This is a genomic window from Pantoea sp. Cy-639, assembly GCF_011752525.1.
Lineage (GTDB): Bacteria > Pseudomonadota > Gammaproteobacteria > Pseudomonadales > Pseudomonadaceae > Aquipseudomonas.
This window is the reverse complement of the sequence record NZ_VWXI01000005.1, coordinates 20,349-45,242: the sequence shown is the minus strand read 5'-3', so window position 1 is coordinate 45,242 and position 24,894 is coordinate 20,349. Positions and strand designations below refer to the sequence as shown.

At 65.7% G+C, this 24,894-nt stretch carries 19 protein-coding genes; 6 read left to right on the top strand and 13 right to left on the bottom strand.

Translation table 11 applies throughout. The features are described from left to right. Positions 1-178: 178 nt before the first annotated feature. A complete protein-coding gene (locus F3J43_RS07975; RefSeq protein ID WP_166884473.1) occupies positions 179-2,224 on the bottom strand; it encodes a TonB-dependent receptor in 2,046 nt (681 codons plus the stop codon). A gap of 190 nt (positions 2,225-2,414) precedes the next feature. Here F3J43_RS07975 and F3J43_RS07970 point away from each other — a divergent pair, with 190 nt between their 5' ends. Then, positions 2,415-2,636 carry a VF530 family protein gene (locus tag F3J43_RS07970; RefSeq protein ID WP_011532490.1) on the top strand — a complete coding sequence of 74 codons (222 nt, stop codon included), beginning with the start codon at positions 2,415-2,417 and terminating at the stop codon, positions 2,634-2,636. After that, the gene (locus F3J43_RS07965) at positions 2,636-3,262 is read left to right on the top strand and encodes a Pr6Pr family membrane protein (RefSeq protein ID WP_166884471.1); all 627 of its coding nucleotides are present in this window, start codon (positions 2,636-2,638) and stop codon (positions 3,260-3,262) included. The genes F3J43_RS07970 and F3J43_RS07965 overlap by 1 nt, the downstream gene beginning before the upstream one ends. A gap of 122 nt (positions 3,263-3,384) precedes the next feature. Here the strand turns inward: F3J43_RS07965 and F3J43_RS07960 are convergent, their stop codons facing one another. From F3J43_RS07960 to F3J43_RS07950, 3 genes are all read right to left on the bottom strand, one after another. Next, on the bottom strand, positions 3,385-4,146 hold the full coding sequence (locus tag F3J43_RS07960; RefSeq protein WP_166884469.1) for a siderophore-interacting protein: 762 nt from the start codon (positions 4,144-4,146) through the stop codon (positions 3,385-3,387). After that, positions 4,143-4,685, bottom strand: a complete 543-nt coding sequence (locus F3J43_RS07955) for a PadR family transcriptional regulator (RefSeq protein ID WP_166884467.1) — start codon at positions 4,683-4,685, stop codon at positions 4,143-4,145. The genes F3J43_RS07960 and F3J43_RS07955 overlap by 4 nt, the downstream gene beginning before the upstream one ends. 155 nt (positions 4,686-4,840) lie before the next feature. Next, complete coding sequence (locus tag F3J43_RS07950; RefSeq protein ID WP_205297716.1) at positions 4,841-7,894, bottom strand: biosynthetic peptidoglycan transglycosylase; 3,054 nt, start codon at positions 7,892-7,894, stop codon at positions 4,841-4,843. 493 nt (positions 7,895-8,387) lie between these two features. Between F3J43_RS07950 and F3J43_RS07945 the strand changes: the two genes are divergently transcribed. After that, positions 8,388-9,806 carry an amino acid permease gene (locus F3J43_RS07945; RefSeq protein WP_166884463.1) on the top strand — a complete coding sequence of 473 codons (1,419 nt, stop codon included), beginning with the start codon at positions 8,388-8,390 and terminating at the stop codon, positions 9,804-9,806. A gap of 86 nt (positions 9,807-9,892) precedes the next feature. On the opposite strand, the gene F3J43_RS07940 is transcribed toward F3J43_RS07945, so the two are convergent. Then, positions 9,893-11,512: an FMN-binding glutamate synthase family protein gene (locus F3J43_RS07940; RefSeq protein ID WP_166884461.1), complete on the bottom strand. Its 1,620-nt coding sequence runs from the start codon at positions 11,510-11,512 to the stop codon at positions 9,893-9,895. Between the two features lie 182 nt (positions 11,513-11,694). Here F3J43_RS07940 and F3J43_RS07935 point away from each other — a divergent pair, with 182 nt between their 5' ends. Further along, complete coding sequence (locus tag F3J43_RS07935) at positions 11,695-11,952, top strand: type B 50S ribosomal protein L31 (protein ID WP_166884459.1); 258 nt, start codon at positions 11,695-11,697, stop codon at positions 11,950-11,952. Between the two features lie 108 nt (positions 11,953-12,060). On the opposite strand, the gene F3J43_RS07930 is transcribed toward F3J43_RS07935, so the two are convergent. Next, a complete protein-coding gene (locus F3J43_RS07930) occupies positions 12,061-16,341 on the bottom strand; it encodes a DEAD/DEAH box helicase (protein ID WP_166884457.1) in 4,281 nt (1,426 codons plus the stop codon). A gap of 146 nt (positions 16,342-16,487) precedes the next feature. Between F3J43_RS07930 and F3J43_RS07925 the strand changes: the two genes are divergently transcribed. After that, on the top strand, positions 16,488-16,901 hold the full coding sequence (locus F3J43_RS07925; protein WP_166884455.1) for an NUDIX hydrolase: 414 nt from the start codon (positions 16,488-16,490) through the stop codon (positions 16,899-16,901). On the opposite strand, the gene metR is transcribed toward F3J43_RS07925, so the two are convergent. Further along, a complete protein-coding gene (gene metR / locus F3J43_RS07920) occupies positions 16,885-17,802 on the bottom strand; it encodes a transcriptional regulator MetR (RefSeq protein ID WP_166884452.1) in 918 nt (305 codons plus the stop codon). The genes F3J43_RS07925 and metR overlap by 17 nt on opposite strands. Positions 17,803-18,002: 200 nt before the next feature. Between metR and F3J43_RS07915 the strand changes: the two genes are divergently transcribed. Then, positions 18,003-18,998, top strand: coding sequence for an alpha/beta fold hydrolase (locus tag F3J43_RS07915; protein WP_166884450.1), 996 nt, complete (start codon positions 18,003-18,005; stop codon positions 18,996-18,998). Between the two features lie 15 nt (positions 18,999-19,013). Here the strand turns inward: F3J43_RS07915 and F3J43_RS07910 are convergent, their stop codons facing one another. The 6 genes from F3J43_RS07910 to F3J43_RS07885 are packed head-to-tail and all read right to left on the bottom strand — an operon-like array spanning position 19,014 to position 24,808. Further along, positions 19,014-19,349 carry a GlpM family protein gene (locus tag F3J43_RS07910; RefSeq protein ID WP_166884447.1) on the bottom strand — a complete coding sequence of 112 codons (336 nt, stop codon included), beginning with the start codon at positions 19,347-19,349 and terminating at the stop codon, positions 19,014-19,016. A 25-nt stretch (positions 19,350-19,374) separates the two neighbouring features. Next, positions 19,375-20,703 carry a two-component response regulator AauR gene (gene aauR, locus F3J43_RS07905; protein ID WP_166884445.1) on the bottom strand — a complete coding sequence of 443 codons (1,329 nt, stop codon included), beginning with the start codon at positions 20,701-20,703 and terminating at the stop codon, positions 19,375-19,377. After that, the gene (gene aauS / locus F3J43_RS07900) at positions 20,700-22,598 is read right to left on the bottom strand and encodes a two-component sensor histidine kinase AauS (protein WP_166884443.1); all 1,899 of its coding nucleotides are present in this window, start codon (positions 22,596-22,598) and stop codon (positions 20,700-20,702) included. Before aauS ends, aauR begins: the two co-directional genes overlap by 4 nt. A gap of 60 nt (positions 22,599-22,658) precedes the next feature. Further along, a complete protein-coding gene (locus F3J43_RS07895) occupies positions 22,659-23,393 on the bottom strand; it encodes an amino acid ABC transporter ATP-binding protein (protein ID WP_166884441.1) in 735 nt (244 codons plus the stop codon). Continuing rightward, positions 23,390-24,061, bottom strand: a complete 672-nt coding sequence (locus tag F3J43_RS07890) for an amino acid ABC transporter permease (RefSeq protein ID WP_166884439.1) — start codon at positions 24,059-24,061, stop codon at positions 23,390-23,392. Before F3J43_RS07890 ends, F3J43_RS07895 begins: the two co-directional genes overlap by 4 nt. Next, positions 24,062-24,808, bottom strand: coding sequence for an amino acid ABC transporter permease (locus F3J43_RS07885; protein ID WP_166884438.1), 747 nt, complete (start codon positions 24,806-24,808; stop codon positions 24,062-24,064). Between the last annotated feature and the right edge of the window lie 86 nt (positions 24,809-24,894).

Sequence of the window (24,894 nt, the reverse complement as noted above, 5' to 3'; positions counted from 1 at the left end):
TAAGTGAAGCGATTCAGCTTGCGGCGGGGAGGATATAGGGGAAGTTGTAAGAAAAAAAGACAAAATGTCGCAGTGGATTGTTGCTGATGAGGTAACAGTCATGTCGCACATCACGGGCAAGCCCGCTCCCACGTTCGCTGAACGAGCGTGTCGGAGCGGGCTTGCCGCCGCGATGACCTCAGAACGACGTGCGCAGACCGAACTCCACGCTGCGCCCCGGTGCCGGCGCGATGTCCCGCAGGATCGAACTGGCATAGCGCACCGTCTGGTCGGTCAGGTTCTCGCCGCGTACATAGGCCAGCCACTGGCTTTGGCCGATATCGAAGCGATAGCCCAGGCTGGCGCCGAGGGTGGTGTAGCCGTCGGTGCTGGTCTCGTTGGCCGGCTTGCGGTGCTGCGCAGCCGCGTGCTGCACGTCGACCCGTGCCTGCCAGCGATCCAGTTCCCAGACCAGGCCGCTGTTCAGGCGCAACGGGGCGATGCGTGGCAGTGGCTGGCCACTGTCGAGGTTCTTCGCCCGGGTGTAGTCGCCCGACAGTTCCAGGGCGAAGCTGCCGTAGCGGTTCTCCAGCAATTTCCAGCGATCCTGGGCCTCGATGCCGTAGAACCGTGCTCGCACACCCTGATAGGCGTACTCGGGGATGTCGCCGTGGTCGTGGTCGTGATCATGGTCATGGTCGTCGTGATCGTGATCATGTCCCTCGCGCAGGTTGCCGGTGCCGATCAGGCCGATGTAGTTGCGAAAGTGGCTGTAGAACACTCCGACGCTGCCCTTGTGCGTGCCGTTGTCGAAGCGCAGGGCCAGGTCGGCGGAGATCGCCTTTTCCTTGTTCAGGTTCGGGTCGCCCACTTCGTAGGCTCCGGTGGCGACGTGGGCGCCATTGGCGTACAGCTCGTAGAAGGTCGGCGCGCGTTCGGTGTAGCCCAGGTTGGCAGCCAGCGACCAGATCGGGTCGAGTTGGTAGACGGCACCGGAGGACAGGCTGAATGCGTTGAAGCTGCTGGCGCTGTCGGCATTGGCGAAGGTTTCGTTGCCCTTGGCGTCCGGATCGACCCGGGTATGCTCCAGGCGTGCGCCGAGGCTCAGGTTCAGGCGTTCGGTAGCCTGCCATTGTTCGAGCAGGAACAGCGCCAGGCTGTCGGTGTCGGTGTGTGGAACGAAGGCCTCTTCACCCAGGGCGGAGAACTCGTTGCGGCTGACCTGGGCGCCGATCACTCCTTCGATCGGACCGAGCGGCTGGTGGCGGGCTTCGATGCGTGCCTCATAGCCCTTGTTCTTGAAGGTGGTGTGCACCTCGCCGCTTTCGATTTCGCGATGCTGGTAGTCGGTATAGCCCGCGTCGACCTTGACCGAGCTGAACGGACCGTCGAGGTCGCGCAGTTCCGAGGCGAAGCCGTAGTGGTCCTGTTGCATGTCCAGGCGCACGCCGGGCTCGGCCACCGAGCCATAGTTGCTGTCGTAGCGGCTGTAGGACAGGCCGGCATAACCGTGATCCCAATGGTAGGAACCGCCGATGGCGCCGCCGTCCTGGCGACCGTCGCTGTTGTCCAGGCGATGCTTGGAGCCGGGGTCGTCAGCGTCGCGCACTTTCGAGCTGCGCGCGTAGCCGGGGATGCGCAGGTCGTTGAACTGGCGGCTGTTGGCGTCCAGGTGCAGGGCGAAGGCACCGTTGCCGGCCTCGAGCTTGCCGGCGCTGCTGCGGGTGGTGTCGGCGCCGCCATAGCGCAGTTCGCCGGCACCGTGGATACCGTCGATGGGCGAGTCGGGGATGCGATTGTCGAAGGTGTTGACCACCCCGCCGATGGCGTTGCCGCCGTAGAGCAGGGCCGCCGGACCGCGGACGATCTCGATCCGTTCGACGGTCACCGGATCCAGCGGCACGGCGTGGTCGTAGGACAGCGACGAGGCGTCCAAGGCACCGACGCCGTTGCGCAGGATGCGAATGCGGTCGCCATCCAGGCCCCGGATCACCGGGCGGCTGGCGCCGGGGCCGAACCAGGTGGAGGCGACGCCGGGTTGCTTGTTGAGGGTTTCACCCAGGCTGGCGTGCTGTTGTTGCAGCAAGGCGTCGCCCTCGAGCACGGTGCTTGGTGCGGCCAGTTGGGCGTTGCCGAGCGGGTTGGCGGTAATCACCTGGGGTTGCAGTTCCACGGCCTGGCTGGGCGAGGAGGCCAGCCAGAGCGTGACGGCAAGCGGGGAGAGGTGGAGCGGCATGTGACGCATGGGAATGTGGCGTTCCTTGGCAGAAGGGTCTTGTTGTTACAGTATAACATCACTATTTCAGCACAAGACTTTCCGCGAGTGCCAGTGGTTTTTGCAGGGCCGGCCCTGGCGCTATCACCGGGCCAGTCCGTTCCCACCAGCGCTCTACACTGGTGTAAGGTGCGCACCTTCCCGAACCTGGAGCATTGGCATGAGCACGGCCCAACACAACGCGCTGCACGGCAAGACCCTCGAGCAGATCCTCACCGAGCTGGTGGCGCACTATCAGTGGCAGGGGCTGGCCGAGCGCATCGACATCCGTTGCTTCAAGAGCGACCCGACCATCAAGTCGAGCCTGACCTTTCTGCGCAAGACGCCCTGGGCCCGGGAGAAAGTCGAGCAGCTGTACGTGAAGCTGCAGCGCAAAGGCTGATGCCGCGCCGCCCCTGGTTGACCTTGGCGGCCGTCCTGGGCTGGACGGGGTTGGCGGTCCAGTTGTATCTGGTGCTGCTGGCGCGCTGGCAGGAACAGGCCAGCCTGATCGGTGGGATGGTCAACCTGTTCTGCTTTTTCACGGTACTGACCAATACCCTGGTGGCGACCGTACTGAGCCAGGCGGCGTTCGGTCGCGAGTCGGCGGCCAGGCGCTGGTTTCTTTCACCCGCTGTCAGTTCGGGTGTCGCCGCCAGCATCGTTCTGGTGGCGCTGGCCTACAGCCTGTTGCTGCGGCATCTGTGGCAACCGCAGGGCTGGCAATGGCTGGCGGACGAGTTGCTGCACGACGTGATGCCGCTGGTGTTCGTCCTGTACTGGTGGTTCGAGGTACCCAAGGGGCACCTGCGGCTCTGGCACTTGCTGGCCTGGGCGCTGTATCCGGCGCTGTACTTTGCTTTCGTGCTGCTGCGCGGGCATGAGATCGGGGTGTATCCCTATCCGTTCGTGGACGTGGCGCGGCTGGGGTATGGGCAGGTGATGGTGAACGCGCTGGCGGTGCTGGCGGGGTTCTGGGGGATTGGCCTGGTGCTGGTGCTGGGGGATCGCTGGCGCGGGCGGAACTGAGGCTACTGGCGCCATCGCGGGGCAAGCCCGCTCTCACGATGTTGTCCGCCCAAGGCTGCAAGGCAGCCCTGAGTGAACAGTTTTACGCTCCCACGGCGGGCTTTGCGCGGCACAGGCGGGTATCACTCGTCGTCCGGAGTACCGTCCGCCCGCCAGTAGGCGGCCGCTTTCAGGGCGTTCTCCGGAATGCCTTTTTCCAGCAGCAGCGCCTTGGCCTGGCGGGTCAGCGCTTTCTCCAGCGCCACCCAGCCATACAAGCGGCCTTGAGGTAATGCCAGGTGCTTCACGCGCTCCAGCACATCCTCCTCGTGCCGACGCACCCAGATCACCTCGACCTGGGCCTTGCTCGCCAGCGCCTGGCGCTCCTGCTCGTCCTCGACCTGGATCAGCGCCAGCACCTGGCGCCCGGCTGGCAACTCCTCGAGGCGTCGGGCAATGGCCGGAATCGCGGTCTCGTCCCCGATCAGCAGGTAGCTGTCGAATATATCCGGTACCACCATGGACGCCCGGGGCCCGGCAATATCCAGGGTCTGGCCAGGCGCTGCCTGAGCGGCCCAGGTGGAGGCAGGACCGTCGCCGTGCAGGACGAAATCGATGTCCAGCTCATTGGCCGCCAGGTCGACACGCCGCGGCGTGTATTCACGCATGGTTGGCCGGGCGCCACCGTCACGGCCCAGGTTGCGAGCCTCGATGGCCTGCTGCTCTTCGGGCGTGCAGCCAAACAGCAACTTGATGTGATCGTCACTGCCGAGGCTGGTGAAGCCCGCCAGTTCCGCACCGCCCAAGGTGATGCGGCGCATGCGTGGGGTGAGGTCGGTGACCCGCAGGACGGTGAGGCGGCGTTGGCGGATCTCGTGGTTGACGCGATGGATGGTGTCGCTCATGGGGTGTTCTCCATAACGGCGGTGGCCGGCCCGGAGGCGATGGCCTTGGCGGTGTCGTTGAGCAGGGTACGCACGCGGTCGATTTCCTCGGGGGTCCAGTGACCACTGTGCATGTGCAAGGCGTGGCGCAGGTTGCCGACGGCCTCGTGGATCTCCGGCGGGCGGTCGTGGCCGCGCAGTGCACGCTTGCTGACTTCGATGCGCATGCGCACGCCGTCGAGGGCGACGGCTTGCTCGGCGAGGGCGTCACGGCCTGCGTCGGTGATGGCGTAGAGACGCTTGCTACCCTGGATCTGGCCGCTGACCAGCTCGGCTTCCTCGAGGTAGCTGAGGGTCGGGTAGATCACACCGGGGCTGGGGCTGTAGCTGCCGTCGAACAGGCCTTCGATCTGACGGATCAGGTCGTAGCCGTGGCCGGGCTGCTCGGCGAGCATCGACAGCATCAGCAGCTTCAGGTCGCCGGGGGCAAACACCCGGGGGCCGCGCTCGCCACGGCCGGGGCGGCGCTCGAAGGGATCGTGAGGGGCATGTTCACGCATGGCGGGGCGACTCCGTGTGTTTCGATATATCGCAAGATATTACTCAAGATATATCTAAAGACAAGCCCCTGAATGCGGATGATTATCATCTGATTAGTCGATGAGTAGAGGGGCATCGCCCCGGGCGCGGGCAAACCGCGTCGGGACGACATCGCTCAAGGCTGCGAAGCGACCTGCGGTGCCTTGCAGGCGTTGGGATTGCCGGGTTCCAGGTAGGGCATGAGAATCGGCGCCATGCCCTTGAGTACCTGCACCGGCAGCGCCGAGGTGAAGGTGAAGGCTTCGGCCGTGCGTCCAGGGACGAACGCGGTCAAGGTGCCGAAGTGGTTGTCGCCGAGGTAGAACACGAAGGTGGCGGTGCGGTTGAGCGAGCGCGAACCGATCAGCCGGCCACCGGCGCCGAAGCTTTCGATACGGTTGTCGCCAGTGCCTGTCTTGCCGCCCATCACCAGCGGCGTGCCGTCGTGCAGCTTGAAGCTGCCGGAGATACGCCGCGCGGTACCGGCATCGACGACCTGGGACATGGCGCCCTTGAGTGCCCGGGCGACCTCCACGGGCAGGATTCGCTGGCCCCGGTCGGGGTCGCTGATCAGTTGGGTCTCGTAGGGCGTGCCCTGGGCGAAGTGCAGGGTGTCGATGCGCAGCGTCGGCAGGCGCACGCCGTCGTTCTGGATGATGCCGACCAGCTCGGACAGCGCGGCCGGGCGATCACCGGAACTGCCGATGGCGGTGGCCAGCGATGGCACCAGGTGGTCGAACGGGTAGCCCACGCGTTTCCAGCGCTGGTGGATATCGGTGAAGGCTTCGATCTCGACCATGGTACGGATACGGCTGTCGCGGGCACCCTGGTGCCGGCTCTTGAACAGCCAGCTGTAGACCTCCTGGCGTTCGAAGCGGCTGGCGTTGAGGGTGTCCTTGAGCGAGGCGCCGGGGTTCTTCAGCAGGTAACCGAGCATCCACAGGTCCAGCGGGTGGACCTTGGCGATGTAGCCCTGGTCGGGCAGGTCGTACTTGCCTGGGCCATAGGCCTCGTACATTTCCACCAGACGGCTGTCGGTGAGCTTGGCCATGGCGGCCTTGTCGTCCTTGCTGTGGGCGCGGACGAAGGCGTTGAAGGTTTCCTGGCTGGCCTCGGGGAACAGGTAGCGATGCGCCGCGGCCAGGCGTTGCGGGGTTACCCGCATGCTGTCGAGGAAGGTGTCCAGGCGCTGCTGCGAGGTCTTGCGCTGGTACTTCTTCCAGAACCGCATCATGTAGTTGGTGCCTTCGCGGTCGGCGAAGCGGGCCAGGTATTCCTGACGGCGCGGATCGGCGTCGTCCTTGAGCAGCGGTTCGCGGTTGAATGGCTGCTGATAGGTGACGTAGCGCACGATGTCACGCATCAGGCGGATGAACGGCAGGTTGATCGACTCGCGCAGGGCGTCCTTGAGCGTCGGGTTGCGGTTGTTGTCTTCCTTGCGGAAGTTGTTGAACACGTGCATGCCACCGCCGGTGAAGAACGCCTCGCCGGTGTTGGCCGAGTACTTGCGGTTCAGCGCGGCATCGAGCATGGCGTCCAGATTCTGGTCCTTGCTGTTCTGCGCCAGCCATTCGAGTGACCACTGGGTGATCCGGTCGAGATCGGCCACCGGGACCTTCTTCAGTTCGGCAGGGGGCTTGCCGGCGTACTTGTCGTGCAGCTCGGCGATGATCTCCAGGTAGGTGGTCAGCACCCGCAGCTTGGCGGTGGAGCCGAGTTCCAGCTTGCTGCCTTCGTTGATGTCGAACGGCTGGTTGGTACTGTCGGTCTGCACCCGCACCCGCGAGCCGTCGGCGGTGCGTTCGAACAGGGTGAAACTGTAGCTCACCTGGTCGGTGGTCTTGCTGGTGAGCAGGCGCTCGCCGATCAGCCCCATCTGCGCGGCGAAGGCCGGGTCGGCCAGGTTCTTCAGGTACTGGCTGACTTGCACCTGCAGGTCAGCCTGCAAGGTGCTGGTGGCCGACAGGTCGAGGCGGTCGAGGTCGTACAGCGGGCGGTTGAGCATCGCGGCCAGGCGGTTGCGGGCCAGGCTGATGCCCTTGTTGGTGACGATCGGCACGATGGTCGGCTGGGCCACCCAGTCGCGGTACACCGCCTTGCTGGCCAGTGCTGCGTCGGCCAGCGGGCGGTCGACGATGCCGTTGGCGGCCAGTACGCGGATATGCGAGTCGGTCAGCTCGGCCAGTTCCAGGCGCCCCTTGGACAGGTAGTGGGAGGGGCGACGCTGGGCGATCATCAGCGACAGCACCTGGCGCAGGGCCAGGCCACGCTCGGCCAGGCTCTTGGCGTCGCTGGCGGTGGAGTTGAGCGTCTGGTTGACTTGGTCGAAGTCGGCGCCGTACCACACCCGCAGGCCTTCGGCCATGCCATGCACTTCGCCGTGGCCAGGCACCGCCGACAGCGGCACGCTGTTGAGGTAGTCGCGCACGATGCGTTCGCGGGCCTCGGTGGTGTCCGGGCCACCCTGGTAGGCGCGCACGCTGGCCGAGAGCATCTGGCGGATCTTCTCGGCGCCGGAGACGGTCAGGCCGTCCGGCGAATGGCGGTATTTCTCCAACTGGGTGGCCAAGGTACTGCCACCAGCCGACTGGCCGGGCAACGCCAGGTACTTGGCGATCTGGCTGTAGGCGGCCTTGGCGAAGCGTGGCCAGTCCACCGCGGGGTTGTTCTTCGGGTCTTTCGGGTCGAGCAACTCGCGGTTCTCGATGAACAGCAGGCTGTTGACCATCACCGGAGGGATCGAGGCGAAGTCCGGGTACAGGTGCTGCGGGTACTTGTACTGGTAGAGCATCTCGCCACGGCAGTCGGTAATCGCCAGGCCGGCCTGGATCTTCTCGACGTAGGGTACGAACAGGCCGTGCTCGACGTAGTTCATCAGGGCCGGCGAGAAGCGCACCTGCTGGTTGATCAGGTAGTCGCGCTTGAGCAGGCGCGGCAGGAACTCACCCAGCGCGCTGTAGCCCAGGCGCTTGTCGAAGGGGCCGTCGCCGGGATAGAGGATGGCGTCGCTGGGGCCGGGCTCGAGCCGGTAGGTGAGGGTGCTGGCCAGGCGGCTGAACTCGCGTGACTGCAGGCGCGAGCTCTGCATCTCGTCCCAGGCGGCAAAGCCCACCGCGACCATCGCCACGATCAGGATCAACAGGATCAGTCGCCACCACAGGCGGCGTTGACGGGGAGTTTTTTCTGGCAAGGGTGCTTCAGCCTGCGGTGCTTTGGGTGCTTCCGTTCTGGTTGGTTCCGATTGCCACAGTGCGCCCATAGTCTTGAGTCCGGCCAAGTGTTTTCGCGTTGCTTGCCTGAAGCTTAGACGGTGGTCGGGAACGATGAAGAATTTGTAGGAACCTTCTATTTATCAAGCATGAACATGAGTCTTTGGTGCGGCTTCCATTCTTTGGCAATGTTGCTATGGTAGCTGCCCCATTCCTGTGCATGGGCGGAGCGAGGCCATGTTGCACCTCCGTGAAAGGACTTTTGCCCGAGATTTCTCGCCAAATTTCCCGCTGTATATAGTGAAAAGCCCTACAAGTGCCTTCCTATACTGCTCGCCCCTTCGCCCTGCCGGCGCTTTGCCCGCAGCAGGCAGGCTGGCCCACAAGGCCACCTGGCAAGACGACGCCCCGCCTATCGGCGAGGCCGGTGCCGCACGAAGGATAAATCCAATAACAAAATGAGGTTGTATTGCTATGCCAGTCGGCAACCATCCTGCCCGCGGCGAGTCCGCCCAAGGCGGCCCGCTCAAGCGTGAACTGGGCGAACGGCACATCCGCCTGATGGCCCTTGGCGCCTGTATCGGCGTCGGCCTGTTCCTCGGTTCGGCCAAGGCCATCGAAATGGCCGGCCCCGCCATCATGCTGTCCTACATCATCGGTGGCCTTGCCATCCTGGTGATCATGCGCGCCCTCGGCGAGATGGCCGTGCACAACCCGGTCGCCGGTTCCTTCAGCCGTTATGCGCAGGACTACCTTGGCCCGCTGGCGGGCTTCCTCACGGGCTGGAACTACTGGTTCCTGTGGCTGGTGACCTGTGTCGCGGAAATCACCGCGGTGGCCATCTACATGGGCATCTGGTTCCCCGACGTGCCGCGCTGGATCTGGGCGCTGATGGCGCTGGGCAGCATGGGCGCGGTCAACCTGATCGCGGTCAAGGCATTCGGCGAGTTCGAGTTCTGGTTCGCCCTGATCAAGATCGTCACCATCATCGCCATGGTGCTGGGCGGCATTGGCATCATCGCCTTCGGATTCGGCAACGACGGTGTGGCGGTGGGGCTCTCCAACCTGTGGAGCAACGGCGGCTTCATGCCCAACGGCGTGACCGGGGTGCTGATGTCGCTGCAGATGGTGATGTTCGCCTACCTGGGCGTCGAGATGATCGGCCTGACCGCCGGTGAGGCACGCAATCCGCAGAAGACCATTCCCCAGGCCATCGGCTCGGTGTTCTGGCGCATCCTGCTGTTCTACGTGGGCGCGCTGTTCGTGATCATGTCGATCTACCCATGGAACGAGATCGGCAGCCAGGGCAGCCCGTTCGTGATGACTTTCGAGCGCCTCGGCATCAAGACCGCCGCCGGCATCATCAACTTCGTGGTGATCACCGCCGCGCTGTCGTCGTGCAACGGCGGTATCTTCAGCACCGGGCGCATGCTCTACAGCCTGGCGCAGAACGGCCAGGCCCCGGCCACCTTCGCCCGCACCTCGAAGAGCGGCGTGCCGCGCAACGCGCTGCTGCTGTCGATCGGCGCGCTGCTGCTGGGCGTGCTGGCCAACTACTTGGTGCCGGAAAAGGTGTTCGTCTGGGTGACCTCGATCGCTACCTTCGGTGCGATCTGGACCTGGGTGATGATCCTGCTGGCGCAGTTGAAGTTCCGCGCCGGGCTGAGCAGCGCCGAGCGCAAGGCGCTGAAGTACCGCATGTGGCTGTGGCCGCTGAGCTCCTACCTGGCCCTGGCATTCCTGGTGCTGGTGGTTGGGCTGATGGCGTACTTCGAGGATACCCGCGTGGCCCTGTACATCGGCCCGGCGTTCCTGGTGCTGCTGACGGCGCTGTACTACACCTTCCGCCTGGCGCCGAAAGAGGCCCAGGGGATGACGAGTAACGCCTCCTGACGAACAAAGCCCCGGCCAGTGCCGGGGCTTTGTTTTTGTGGGGTAGTCATTGCGGGGCAAGGCGTGCTTGTCCCGCGATGAGGCCTTCAGGCCGCCACTTCGCTGTTTGGCTCGAAGCTATCGGCCCGGGCCAGTTGCCACATCCGCGAATAGAACTGGCCACTGACCTCGCCGGTGAGCAGCTCGCCGGGCTTGAGGAACACATGCATCTGCGAGAACAGCTTGATCTCGGTGGCCGAGATGCGCCGCACCAGGTGCTTGGCCTCCAGCTGTGCCGGGTGTTCCAGGCCGGCCGCGGCGAGCATCTCGGCCAGGGCGCGCAGGGTGCTGTGGTGGAAGTTGAGCACCCGCTGGGCCTTGTCCGGCACCACTAGCGCGCGCTGGCGCAAGGCGTCCTGGGTCGCCACGCCGGTCGGGCACTTGTTGGTGTGGCAGCTCTGCGACTGGATGCAGCCGATGGCGAACATGAAGCCGCGCGCCGAGTTGGCCCAGTCGGCGCCGATGGCCAGCACACTGGCGATGTCGAACGCGCTGACGATCTTGCCGCTGGCGCCGAGCTTGATCTTGTCGCGCAGGTTCAGGCCCACCAGGGTGTTGTGCACGAACAGCAGGCCTTCGCGCAGCGGTACGCCGATATGGTCGGTGAACTCCACCGGCGCTGCGCCGGTGCCGCCTTCCTTGCCGTCGACGACGATGAAATCGGGGAGGATGCCGGTCTCCAGCATGGCCTTGGCGATGCCCATGAACTCCCACGGATGGCCCAGGCAGAACTTGAAGCCTACCGGCTTGCCGCCGGACAGTTCGCGCAACTGGGCAATGAACTGCATCATCTCGATGGGCGTGGAGAACGCGGTGTGGCGCGACGGCGAGATGCAGTCCTCGCCCATCAGCACGCCGCGGGTCTCGGCAATTTCTTTGGTCACCTTGTGCTTGGGCAGGATGCCACCGTGGCCGGGCTTGGCCCCTTGGCTCATCTTGATTTCGATCATCCGCACCTGCGGGTCGCGGGCCTGGGCGGCGAAGCGCTCGGGGTCGAAGCGCCCGTCGGGAGTGCGGCAGCCGAAGTAGCCGCTGCCCAGTTCCCAGGTCAGGTCGCCGCCGTGCTCGCGGTGGTAGGGGCTGATGCTGCCTTCACCGGTATCGTGGGCAAAGTTGCCGAGCTTGGCGCCCTTGTTCAGGGCTCGGATGGCGTTGGCGCTGAGCGAGCCGAAGCTCATGGCCGAAATGTTGAAGATCGATGCCGAGTATGGCTGGCTGCACTGCGGGCCGCCGACAATGATGCGAAAGCTCGCCGGATCGGCCAGGGGCGCCGGGCGCATGGAGTGGCCGATGAACTCGAAACCTGATTCGTAGACATCGATCAGGGTGCCGAACGGCTTGTCGGAGGCCTCGTTCTTGGCCCGGGCATAGACCAGCGAGCGCTGGGCCCGGGAGAAGGGCAGGGCGTCGCTGTCGGACTCCAGCAGGTACTGGCGGATTTCCGGACGAATGCCTTCGACCAGGTAGCGGATGTTGCCGAGGATCGGGTAGTTGCGGCGTACCGCGTGGCGTTGCTGCAGCAGGTCGAACACGCCGAGCAGGCTGAGTACCCCGGTGACCAGGGTAAAAGGCCAGAGCCAGTCGTATTCGAGGAACGGCAGGCTGGCGAGGGTGAACAGCACGCAGGCGGCGAAGAAGGCGTAACGACTGAGAAGTGACAGGCTCATACGGGGTCCTTGCGGATGGCTCGGTCAGGCTCAGGGCCTGGGGCAAAGTCCGACCATAGCCCGGTTGGGCGACGCTTTGCCAGCCTGTGGGAAGGTGGAAGAAATGAAAGTTAGGGTATCGAAAATCATTCGCGCTAATGTATGTTATAAAGTATCACTTTCGATCCTGAGGAGATTGCACCATGAAAGCTGGCATCCACCCCACCTATCGTCCTGTGCTGTTCCACGACACGGCTGCTGACGTGTACTTCCTGATCGGTTCGACGGTGGACACCGACCGTAGCCATGTGCACAGCGACGGCCGGACCTACCCCTACGTGGCCCTGGATGTCTCCAGTGCTTCGCACCCGGTGTACACCGGGCAGCAGCGCAAGACCACGGTGGAAGGGCGTGTGGCTGGGTTCAACAAACGTTTCGCCGGGTTCCAGGCCAAGCGCTGAGCGGGCTGCGCGGGAGCCAGCGCTGGAACGGTGGGCGGGTGGGGGCGGGCTACTGCGCGACAGGGCAGGCAATGCATTGCAGAGCCTGTTCGTTCAGCCGCTGTTCGATCAATACGTCATGCGCAACAACTGTTGCTGCCACTGCATCTGTTCGGCCGCCGATGCCTCCAGCAGAAGCTGATACCGTCCCGCCACCCGGGTGGCGACCGGCACGCCATCCCGGTAGAGCACGCGGTTGCCCGCCACCGCTGGCACCTTGGCCCCCGGCAGCAAGGTACCGACCAGGTTCAACGGGTCGCAGCCACTGACTACCTGCAACGCCCCGTCCGGCGCACGCTTGCGCACCTGGCGCAGCAAACCCACCGCTTCCGGCAAGGCGAACTGCTCGCCTGCCAGTCCGGCGATGAAGCGCCCGCCACGGATCTCGCCGCGGGCTTCGAGACGGTGATAACAGCGCAGCAGCTCGCGCCACGCTGGCAATACATCGCTCTCGCGCTCGAGCAGGCGCCAGCACACCACGCCATAGCGTCGCAACAGGCTGCGGGCCACGTGTTCCAGGCGCTGGTCGTTGTCCACGGCAGCGCCCGAGCGGCGCAACAGCGCCCAGCGTCCGGCTTGCGCCATGCTGCTCGACAGCGGCGGATGGCCGCGCCGGCTGTTGCGCGAGGTGCGTTTCGCCGCCGGGGTAATCAGGCTGCGCAGGCCGCAGAAGCCATCGGCGCTGACCAGGCCTGAGCCCACCAGCTCTTGCAGGGCCGTCTCCAGTTCGCTGGGCAGCAGGTGCGCTTCCTGGCCGAGTTCATCGAAGAACAGCGCGCCTTGTGCCTGCAGTGTCTGCAAGACCCGCTGGGCGCGTGTCCCCAGTTGTTCGAGGTCAGGTGCTGGCGCCAGGCTGCGCCATAGTCCCAGGTGCTCGCGAGGCAGCAGTACCAGCGGGGTGCTGGTCAAGGTACTGCTCGATACTGTCGCCGCCAGCCGGTTCCAGGCCCACTGGCCGCTACGACAGGCATCGTCGAGCCAGTGTGGGCTGTAGTCGCTGATTCGCGCGGGCAACAACTCGGCCTCCCAGGCCCCGGCCGCGGCGGGGAAGCCTTGCAACTGGGCAAGCACTTCGGCCACGGCCTGTGGCCCGCGCAGTCGGTTGTCGCCGGCCAGGTGCTGCCAGTCGAGCAGAAAGCGCAGGTAGTCCTGCAGGCTGACCGGCTCGATCTCCTGGCGCAGGCGCTTGACGGTATAGCGATGAATCCGCGCCAGCAGGTGCCGTTCGCACCACTGCAGGGTCGGCTGGCCAGGGCTGAAATGGCCACGCATCACGTAGCCTTCGCGCTCCAGGCGGGCCAGGGCCTGTTCGCAGTCCGCGGCGGCGAGCCCCAGGGGCGTGCAGATCTGCGTCAGGGTCAGCGGCCCGAAGCCGCCCAGGCGTGAGCGCAGCAGTTCGCTGAGCGCCGCGTCGGCATCGACAGGGGTATCGAACCCCGGCAGGACAGGCACGGCGGGTTCCTGCCGAGCAGCCGGGTACAGGGTCAGCATCGGCTGCAGGCGCTCACGGGCCAGCCACAAGGCCTGGCCGCCGATCTCCAGGCAACAGGCCCGGCCTGCCCTGAGCAACACCGCCAGCAGCGCCGGCCAATCGGCGCGGGCATCGATCTCCTGCTGGGTGAGGATGCCCAGGCTCATCAGCGCTTCGTGCAGTTCATCGGCGTTGCTTGCCTGCGGCCAGGCCTCTGCCTGCACGGCGGCAATGGCATCGGCGTCCAGCGCGCCCAGGTCATCGGCACTGTGCGCCTCGTTCCAGCGACGGTTGAGCACGGCCTGGGTCCGCCGTTCCTCCAGCGGTGCGTCGTCGAGGAAGGTGTACGGGCGGGCATTGAGAATCGCCGAGGCCAGTGGCGAAGGCGCCGGCAGGTCACGCGCGAGCAGGCACACCTCGCCGGCCTCCATACGACGTAGCAGGGCCAGCCAGCCTTCGCTGTCCATGGCCTCGTGCAGGCAGTCGTCGAGGGTCTGCTCGACCAGCGGGTGATCGGGGATCTGCCGCTCGCCGACGATGTTCTCCAGGCAGGCGATCTGGTCGGGGAACACTGCCGCGACCAGGTCTTCGCTCTTCATCCGCTGGATCTGCGGGGCGACCTTGCGCCCGCCCACGTAGCGCGGCAGGGCCAGGGCCACTGCGGCGTTCCAGCGCCAGCGCACGCCGAACAGCGGCGCGTCGAGCAGGGCCTGGACCAGGATCGGCTCGGCCGTGCGGCTGTTCAGGTAGCGCCACACTTCGTCCAGCGCGAAGCTGTGGCTGGTGGACAGCGACAGCACGATGGCGTCCTCGCTGGCGGCTGCCTGCAGTTCGAAGTTGAAGGTGCGGCAGAAGCGCTTGCGCAGGGCCAGGCCCCAGGCCCGGTTGATGCGGCTGCCGTAGGGCGAGTGGATGATCAGCTGGGTGCCGCCGGACTCGTCGAAGAAGCGTTCCATCACCAGTGTCTGCTGCGAGGGCAGGGCGCCCAGCACCTGCCAGGTGCGGCCGAGGTAGTCGAGCAACTGCCGGGCACAGGCCTCGTCCAGTGCATGCTCGGACTGCAGCCAGGCCAGCGCCTGGTCGAGGTCGCCGTCGTGCAATTGCTGGTCGAGCCGAGCTTGCAGGCGCGCCACCGCGGCGGACAGTTCGTCGCTGCGTCCCGGCGCTTCGCCGAGCCAGAATGGGAGGGTCGGCGGCAGGCCGTGGGCGTCCTCGACCCGCACCCGGCCGGGCTCGACGCGCAGGATGCGATAGGAGGCGTTGCCCAGCTGGAAAATGTCGCCGGCGATACTTTCCACCGCGAAGTCTTCGTTGACGCTGCCGATGTTCAGCGCCTGGGGTTCTAGCAGCACGGTGTAGTCGGCGGTGTCGGGAATGGTGCCGCCGCTGGTCAGCGCGGTCAGCTGGCTACCGCGGCGCCCACGCAGGCTGGCGTTGACCGCGTCGCGGTGCAGGTAGGCGCCACGCACGCCCTGGCGACCGCTGTAGCCCTCGGCGAGCATGTGCAGCAAGTCCTGGTAGTGGGCTTGGTCGAGGCTGGCATAGGGTGTCGCCTGGCGTAGCAGATCGAACAGCGCGACCTCGTCCCACGCCTGGTTGCTCACTTCGGCGACGATCTGCTGGGCCAGCACGTCCAGTGGCGCCCGGGGCACGTGCAGGGTGTCGAGCTCCCCCTGGCGCACGCAGTCGAGCAGTGCCACGCATTCGATCAGGTCGTCACGCGAGGTAGGGAACAAGCGCCCCTTGGGCACGCCGTCGACCTGGTGCCCCGAACGTCCGACCCGTTGCAGGAACGCGGCGATAGAGCCGGGCGAGGCGATCTGGCAGACCAGCTCGACCTCGCCGATATCGATGCCCAGCTCCAGCGAGGCGGTGGCCACCAGCACCTGCAGCTCGCCGGCCTTGAGCCGTTGTTCGGCGGCCAGGCGATGTTCCTTGGCCAGGCTGCCGTGGTGCGCGGCCACGGCGGTGTTGCCCAGGCGTTCGCCGAGGTGGCGGGTCAGGCGCTCGGCCAGGCGCCGGGTGTTGACGAACACCAGCGTGGTGCGGTGCGCGCGGGCAAGGGCGGCCAGGCGGTCGTACACCAGTTCCCAGGCATCGCTGGCCATTACCGCGCCCAACGGCACCGGTGGCACTTCCAGAGCGAGGTCGCGCTGGCGGACATGGCCAATGTCGACGATGGCGCAAGGGCGGTCGCGCCCGACCAGGAACTGCGCCACGCGCTCGACCGGGCGCTGGGTGGCGGACAGGCCGACACGCCGCAGCGGCCGACCGGCGAGGGCCTGTAGCCGCTCCAGGCTCAGCGCCAGATGGCAGCCACGCTTGTTGCCGGCCAGGGCATGGATCTCGTCGACGATCACGGTGTGCACGCTGGCCAGTCCCTCGCGTCCTGAGGCGGAGCCAAGCAGCACATAGAGCGATTCAGGGGTGGTCACCAGGATGTGTGGCGCTATCTTGCGCATGGCGGTGCGCGCCTTTTGTGGCGTATCACCGGTGCGCACGGCGGTGGTGATACGGGGCGCCTTGTGACCGAGCCGTTCGAGCTGTTGGGCGATACCTTCGAGCGGAGCTTCGAGGTTCAGGTGGATGTCATTGGACAGCGCCTTGAGGGGCGACACGTAGACCACTTGGGTCTGTGCTGGTAGTTCGCCGTCGTGCGCCAGCCCTTGACGGAACAGTTCGTCGAGCACCGCGAGGAAGGCGCTGAGGGTCTTGCCCGAGCCGGTCGGTGCGGCCAGCAGCATCGATTGGCCGGCGTGGATCAGCGGCCAGGCGCCAGCCTGGGCCTCGGTGACCGTGGCGAAACGCTGGCGGAACCAGGTGGCGACGGCGGGGTGGAACAGGTCGAGCACCGGGTGCTGGTGGGCGGGCAGGTTCATGAGGAGGTTATGGAGCGACGCTGCTGGTTTGGCAAGAGGCCATTCGTCCGGTGGACCCTGGCCGTAGGAGCCGGCCTTTGCGAAGTGACGCGATGAGGCGTCGTGTCGGGTATCCTGCGCTCCCTCCAACCCACCACGAGCCAGTCATGTCCAAGACCATCCATATCGCCGCCGCCCTGCTCGTCGACGCTCAGGGGCGGACCCTGCTGGTGCGCAAGCGTGGCACCCAGGCTTTCATGCAACCTGGCGGCAAGATCGACGCGGGCGAGTCGCCGGCCCAGGCCCTGGCGCGCGAGCTGCACGAGGAACTGGGGTTGCGTGTCGACCCTGCCGAGGCTGTCCACCTGGGCCGCTTCAGCGCCCCGGCCGCCAACGAGCCCGGCTTTGAGGTGCAAGCCGAGCTGTTCCGTGTCGAGTGCCATGAGGTCGTGGTGCCCGCAGCCGAAATCGAAGAGGTGACCTGGCTGGCCGCCGACCAGGCGAGCGAACTCAACCTGGCACCGCTGACCCGCGACCTGATCCTGCCGCTGTGGCGCGAAGGCCTCAACGCACCGCGCTGACCCCGTCGAGGGTGGCGAACGAGGTGTCCTTGGCAGTCAGCAGGAAGTCGCGCATGTACGGCGCATCGAGCATGTCGGTGCGCACCGCCGCGTAGAGCGTGGCGAACAGGCCTTTCTCGCCCAGGCGCTTGCCCTTCACATAGCCCCGCGAGCTGTACTCGTGCAGCGCCCAGTGCGGCATGCCGCACACGCCACGGCCGCTGGCCACCAGTTGCATCATCATCACCGTCAGTTCCGAGGTACGCACCGCGGCCGGCTCGATGTCGGCCGGCTCGAGGAAGCGGGTGAAGATGTCGAGGCGGTCGCGTTCCACCGGATAGGTGATCAAGGTCTGGTCGACCAGATCCTGGGGCACGATATAGGGTTTGCCGGCCAACGGGTGCTGGTTGGCCACGGCGAGCATGGCTTCATAGGTGAACAGTGGCACGTAGGTGATGCCGGCCAGGTCCAGCGGGTCGGAGGTCACCACCAGGTCGAGGTCGCCTCGGGCCAGGGCCGGCAATGGGGCGAAGGCGAAGCCCGAGGCCAGGTCCAGCTCCACTTCCGGCCAGACGTCGCGGAACTGGTCGATGGTCGGCATCAGCCACTGGAAGCAGCTGTGGCACTCGATGGCCATGTGCAGGCGTCCGGCGGTGCCACCGGCCAGGCGGGCGATGTCGCGTTCGGCGCCGCGCAGCAACGGCAAGGTAGCGTCGGCCAGTTGCAGCAGGCGCAGGCCGGCGCTGGTGAAGCGGATGGGTTTGGTCTTGCGCACGAACAGCGGCAGTCCCAGGCGTTCTTCCAGCTCCTTGAACTGGTGCGACAGCGCCGACTGGGTCAGGTGCAGGCGCTCGGCGGCCTCCACCAGGCTGTCGGCTTCGCGCAGGGCGTGAAGGGTTTTCAAGTGGCGGATTTCAAGCACGACGGGCTCCGTGAGCAATAACTGGGAGTAGCGAGAAGTGTTGTTGAGTTTCCCTCATACAGGCTTGCGCTGTCGACCGCGTCATAGGAGCGACCGTTCGGCAAGCTTCACGAAACTGTCACGGTTTTGTGGCAGCGCGCTCGAACGGATTTCATCAGACTCGCGCTCTACTGGGGATCTGCATTCTGGTGTTTCTTTTCATGCGGGCTTTTCTGTTTTTCTTTCTTTTACTGGTCAGCGTGCCGGCGAGCTTCGCCGATGCCCGCTGTGACGTTCATGTGCCGGTGCAGCGGGTCGAACTGGGCGAATTGAGCCTGGTCTACCAGAGCGTCGGCGCCCCCCGGGATCCGGCCTTGCTGCTGGTCATGGGGCTGGGTGGGCAGTTGATCCACTGGCCGGACGATGTGGTCGAGGCGCTGTGCCGCCAGGGCTTTCGGGTGATCCGCTACGACAACCGTGATGTCGGCCTGTCGCGCTGGAACCAGTTGCCAGCCTCGGCCAACCTGACCGTCGAGCTGTTGCGCTACAAGCTCGGCCTGCCGGTGGCCGCGCCCTATACCTTGACCGACATGGCCGGTGATGGCCTGAAACTGATGGATGCGTTGCAGGTCCGCCAGTTCCATGTGCTGGGGGTGAGCATGGGCGGCATGATCGCCCAGCGCATCGCGGCCATGGCGCCCGAACGGGTGCGCAGCCTGACCCTGGTGATGACCAGCTCGGGCGCTGCCGGGTTGCCGGCGCCAAACCCGGCGCTGGTGCAGTTGCTGGCGCGCCGCAACGCACCGAACCGCGAGGTGGCGATCGAGCAGCAAGCCGATCTGCTGGCGGCGCTGGGCAGCCCGCAGGTGAAGGACGAGCGCAGGGTGCTGCTGCGCCAGGCTGCCCAGGCCTATGATCGGGCATTCAATCCGGAGGGGGTGAAGCGCCAGATCATCGCGATTCTCGCCGAGCCGAGCCGGGTCGAGCTGCTCAATCAGCTACGCGTGCCGACCCTGGTGGTGCATGGCACCGCCGACCCGCTGTTGCCGGTGATGCACGGGGTGCACCTGGCGGCGCATATCCAGGGCAGCCAACTGCGGCTGATCCCGGGGCTGGCGCATCGCTTCCAGGAGCCGTTCAAGGCGCCATTGCTCGGGGCGGTGCTGCCTTACCTGCAGGCGCAGCGGCAGGACGGCACGCATATCGCCGGGCTATAGGCCGAATTGCAGGGCTCAATGCATTCTTATCCAAAGGCTCACCAGGACCGTCGCCGCCACCAGCCAGGCCACCGTGGCCAGCGCCAGCGATGCTTCCAGGCGCAGGCGGTCGACCAGCAGATACAGAGTCGCCAGGTAGACGAAGTACGGAATGATCGACCACATCCCGAACAGGATGGTGGTCTTCAGGTCTGCCAGCGGGCGGCCCTTGCCGACGATGTAGTGGGCGATCAGGGCGAAGGTCGGGAACAGCGGCACCAGGCCGGCGATGTAGTAGTTGCGGGTCTTCGACAGGACTGCCAGAAGCACCACCACGCCGGCGCCCAGCGCCGCCTTGAATACCAGGTCCACGTTGTCTTTCCAGGTTGGGTTGTGGTCAGCCGAGGCCGTACTTCTTCACTTTGTCGAACAGCGTGGTCTTGGCCATGCCCAGCTCCTGGCTGGCCTGGCTGAGGTTGCCGCCGCTGCGTTGCAGGGCGTCGGTCAGCAGGTTGCGCTCGAACGCCTCCACCGCCTCGGCGAATCCCAGCCCCTGGCTGGCACCGCCGCTGGGGCCTTTCTTGAAGGCCGGCAGGCCCAGGGCGTAGCGTTCGGCGACGTTGCGCAACTCACGCACGTTGCCCGGCCAGTCGTGGGCCATCAGCCGCGACAGGGTCTGGCTGTCGAGCTCAGGCGCCTCGCGGTCGAAGCGCAGCGCCGATTGCTGCAGGAAGTGTTCGAACAGCTGCAGGATGTCCTCGCGCCGCTCGCGCAGGGGCGGCAGTTCCAGGGTCACCACGTTGAGGCGGTAGTACAGGTCGCTGCGGAACTGGCCGCTCTGGCCGAGGGCGTCGAGATCGGACTTGGTCGCGGCGATCACCCGGCAGTCCACCGGGATGCTCTGGTTCGAGCCCAGGCGTTCCAGGGTGCGCTCCTGCAGCACGCGCAACAGCTTGATCTGCAGGTTGAGCGGCATGCTCTCGACCTCGTCGAGGAACAAGGTGCCACCATTGGCGTGCTCGATCTTGCCGATGCGCCGCTTGCCGGCGCCGGTGAAGGCATTGGCCTCGTGGCCGAAGATCTCGCTTTCGAACAGGTTCTCCGGCAGGCCGCCGCAGTTGAGGGCCACGAATGGCTGGGCCTGGCGCCGGCTGAAGTCGTGCAGGCAGCGGGCGACCAGTTCCTTGCCGGTGCCGGTCTCGCCTTCGATCAGCACATTGGCCGAGGTGTCGGCGACGTTGGCGATCAGCTCGCGCAACTGCTCCATGGCCGGCGAACGGCCGATGATACGGCCCTCCAGGCTGCTCTGCTCGGCCAACTGACGGCGCAGGGCGAACACCTCGCGAGACAGTCCGCGTTGCTCCAGGGCGCGGCGCACGACCTCGACCAGACGCTCTGGCGAGAAGGGTTTTTCCATGAAGTCATAGGCGCCGTTGCGCATGGCGCCGACTGCCATGTCGATGTCGCCGTGACCGGTGATCAGCACCACCGGCAGGCTGCGGTCGCGGGCCTTGAGACGGTTGAGCAACTCCAGGCCATCGATGCCGGGCAGGCGGATATCGCTGACGACGATACCGGCGAAGTCGTCGCCGATGCGCTCGAGTGCCTGTTCGGCACTGCCGACGCCTTCGCAGGCGATGTCTTCCAGGGCCAGCGCCTGTTGGCAGCCGAGCAGCACATGCGGGTCGTCCTCGACGATCAGGACGGTAAGGGGCGCTTGATTCATAGGGGTTCAGCCAGTTCGCTAGGGGGCGTGACCAGGGGCAGGGCAAGGACGAAGGCAGTGCCGCCACCGGCGGGGTGTTCGACGCTCAGTGTACCCTTGGCGGCGGTGGCCAGGCTCGCCGACAGCGTCAGGCCCAGGCCCAGGCCATGCTCGCCCGGTTTGGTGGTGAAGAAAGGTTCGAACAGGTGCTTGCGTGCCTCCGGATCGATGCCGTGGCCGTTGTCACGCACGCGCAGGCGGTACTTGTCGCCCTGGATTTCACCTTCGAGCCACAGCTGGGGCAGCGGTTGGCCGGCCATGGCGTCGAGGGCGTTGCCCAGCAGGTTGACCAGGATCTGCTCCAGCCGGGTCTGGTCGATGGCCAGCCACTGGTCGTCGAACTGGCGGTGCAGGCGGCAGTTGTCGATGCGGTTGGCCAGCACCTGCAAGGTGGCTTCGACGGCCTTCTCCAGGGAGGCTTGGCCGCTGTCGTCGCCACGTCGGGCGAACGAGCGCAGGCTGGCGGTGATCCGGCCCATGCGGTCGATCAGTTCGTTCATGGTGCGCAGGTTGGCGCTGGCGGTTTCCAGCGCACCGCGCTCGAGGAAGCGCACGGTGTTGCCGGAGAGCGTACGCAAGGCAGCCAGTGGCTGATTGAGTTCATGGGCGATGCTGGTGGACATCTGGCCGATGGCCGCCAGCTTGCCGGCCTGCACCAGTTCGTCCTGGGCGTGGCGCAGGGTCTGCTCGGCATGCCGGCGCTCACGGATCTGGCCCTTGAGACGCTCGTTGCTGGCGCGCAGGTCGGCGGTGCGCTCGGTGATCTTGCGCTCCAGCTGGCTGTTGGCTTCTTCCAGGGCCTCGCGGGCGGCCAGGCGCGTGGCGATCACCTTGCGCCGTTCGTTCCAGGCGATGGCGAGGATCGTCAGCAGGGCGAAGGCCACGCCGACCAGGATGCCCTGGACCATGGATTCACGGCGCAAGTCCTGCAACGGCGTGAGCAGGGTGAAGTGCCAGGGCGTGTCGGCCAGGCGCCGGGTCTGGGCCAGATAGGCCACCTCGCGCGGCTTGCCCTGGGAGTTCTCGCTGTTGGCCGGGAAGGTGAGTTTCTCGACGCCGTCGGCGAGGGTTTCGCGGGCCAGGGGTTGCAGTTCGTTGAGCGGCCACCAGTAGTATTGCAGGCTGCGGGCCAGGCGCTCCTTGATCTGCGGCGTCAGTGGACGTACCGATTTCAGGCGCCGGGCCGGGTCGCTGGAGAGGATGATGATGCCGTTCTCGTCACTGACGAAGGCTTCCAGGCGGGCACGCTGCCAGCGCTCCTCCAGGGTGTCCAGGCGCACCTTGATCACCGCCACGCCGATGATCTTGCCGTGCTCCTCCAGCCCATGGGCCAGGTAGTAGCCGGCTTCGCCGGTGGTGCTGCCGATGCCGTAGAAGCGTCCGGGCTCGCCGCGCACGGCGTCCTGGAAGTAGGCGCGGAACGACAGGTCCTCGCCAAGGAACGAGTCGGCGTCGCGCCAGTTGCTGGTGGCCTGGACCCGACCGCTGGTGTCGAGGACGAAGATCGCCCGGCTGCGACTGCGGCGGTTGAGGCCTTCGAGGTATTCGTTGACGGCCTGGCGGTAGCCGCCGTCCGGATCGGTGAGCAGGTGCGAGACGCTGTCTTCCAGCTCCAGCAGGCTGGGCAGGTAGGTGTACTTGCTGATTTCGCTCTCGACCGTGCGCGCGTGCAGCTCCAGCTGGCGCTCGCCGGTTTCGCTGAGGGTGCGGATGCCGTTGTTCTCGCTGACCAGGAAGCCGGCCATGCCCAGCCCGACCATCAGCAGGATGACCAGGGGCGGCAGCAGCAATTGGCGGATCAGGCGGGATTTCACGGCGGGCTGGACAGGCTGAAGGAGCGAAGGGTCGCATTTCATCACAGTGGCCTTGTCACGACCAGCACCCGCTGCCCGGCGTCAACCGGGCAGCAGGCCTGCTCAGTGCTGCAGGATCTTGCTGAGGAAGTGCTGGGTACGTTCGTGGCGGCCGGTGGGGTTGCCGAAGAAGTCTTCCTTCTGGCAGTCCTCGATGATGTTGCCCTTGTCCATGAAGATCACCCGGTTGGCGACCTTGCGGGCGAAGCCCATCTCGTGGGTCACGCACATCATGGTCATGCCTTCGTGGGCCAGCTCGACCATCACGTCGAGCACTTCGTTGACCATCTCCGGGTCCAGCGCCGAGGTCGGCTCGTCGAACAGCATGACGATCGGGTCCATCGACAGCGCGCGGGCGATCGCCACGCGCTGCTGCTGGCCGCCGGACAGCTGGCCGGGGTGCTTCTTGGCATGGGCGCCGAGGCCGACGCGGTCGAGCAGGGCCAGGCCCTTCTTGGTCGCCTCGGCCTCGCTGCGGCCGAGTACCTTGCGCTGGGCGATGGTCAGGTTCTCGGTGATGCTCAGGTGCGGGAACAGCTCGAAGTGCTGGAACACCATGCCGACCCGCGAGCGCAGCTTGGGCAGGTTGGTCTTCGGGTCGGCGATCGAGGTGCCGTCGACCACGATGTCGCCCTTCTGGAAGGGCTCCAGGGCGTTGACGCACTTGATCAGGGTCGACTTGCCCGAGCCGGACGGGCCACAGACCACCACCACTTCGCCTTTCTTGACCTCGGTGCTGCAGTCGGTCAGTACCTGGAAGTCCCCGTACCACTTGTTGACGTTCTTGATGGAAATCATACGGTGATCCTTTTTTGCAGGCGCTTGACCAGCCAGGAAGCGGAGAAGCTGATGATGAAGTAGACGACACCGGCGAAGATCAGGAACTCATGGGAGCGTCCGATGATGTCGCCGTTGGAGCGGGCCGAGTTGAGGAAGTCCACCAGGCCTACGGTGTAGACCAGCGAGGTGTCCTGGAACAGGATGATGCTCTGCTGCAGCAGCAGCGGGGTCATCTTGCGAAATGCCTGGGGCAGGATGATCAGGCGCATGGTCTGGCCATAGGTCATGCCCAGCGCCTGCGCCGCGCCCATCTGGCCCTTGGAGATCGATTGCACGCCGGCGCGGACGATTTCGCAGAAGTACGCGGCCTCGAACATCATGAACGCCACCACGCAGGAGGTGAACGCGCCCACGGGGGTGTCCTGGCCGGTGATCCAGCGCAGCACGAAGGGTACCGCCAGGTAGAACCAGGTGATCACCAGCAGCAGCGGGATCGAGCGGAAGTAGTTGACGTAGGCGCCGGCCAGGTTGGCCAGCAGCTTGTTCGACGACAGGCGCATCAAGGCCAGCAGGGTGCCCAGGGCGATACCGCCCACCACACCCATGACCATCAGTTGCAGGGTCATCACCATGCCGTCCCACAGGGCGGGCAGGGCGGGGATGATTTCGCTGAAATCCATGTCCATTTACTTGCCTCCCACGGAAATCAGGCCGGGCACGGCGACTTTCTTCTCGACCATGCGCATGAGCAGCATCAGGCCCATGTTCAGGGTGAAGTAGATCAGCGTGGCGAGGGTGAACGCCTCGAACAGGTTGGCGGAGAACTCGGCGGTCTGCTTGGTCTGTGCCAGCAGCTCCATCAGGCCGATCAGCGAGGCCACCGAGGAGTTCTTGAACACGTTGAGAAATTCCGAGGTGAGCGGCGGAATGATGATCCGGTAGGCCTGGGGCAGCAGCACGTTGGTGTAGATCTGCGGCAGGCTGAAGCCCATGGCGCGGGCGGCGGCTTCCTGGCCGCGGGGCAGCGCCTGGATACCGGTGCGCACCTGTTCGCAGACGCGTGCGGCGGTGAACAGGCCAAGGCAGACCACCACGCTGATCAGCGCCGAGGTGGTCGGGTTGAGGTCCTGCTTGAACCATTCCTGCAGGCCCTCGGGCAGCAGGTCCGGTACCAGGAAGTACCAGATGAACAGTTGCACCAGCAGCGGCACGTTGCGGAACAGTTCCACGTAGGCGGTGGCAATCCCTGACACCAGACGGTTGGGCACGGTACGCATCACGCCGAGGACGGACCCCAGCAGCAAGGCGATGATCCAGGCGGAAACGGCAATGGCGATGGTCCAGCCCAGGCCGGTGATGTACCAGTCCAGGTAGGTTTCGCTGCCGACGCCGGTGGACTTGAAGAACACGCCCCAGTCCCAGTTGTAATTCATCGGGATTTCCCCTCAGACGATTGTTTCACGGGCACCCTCGAGCATTCGAAGGTGCGCGAGGCACCCTCGAATGAAAGGTTAGACAC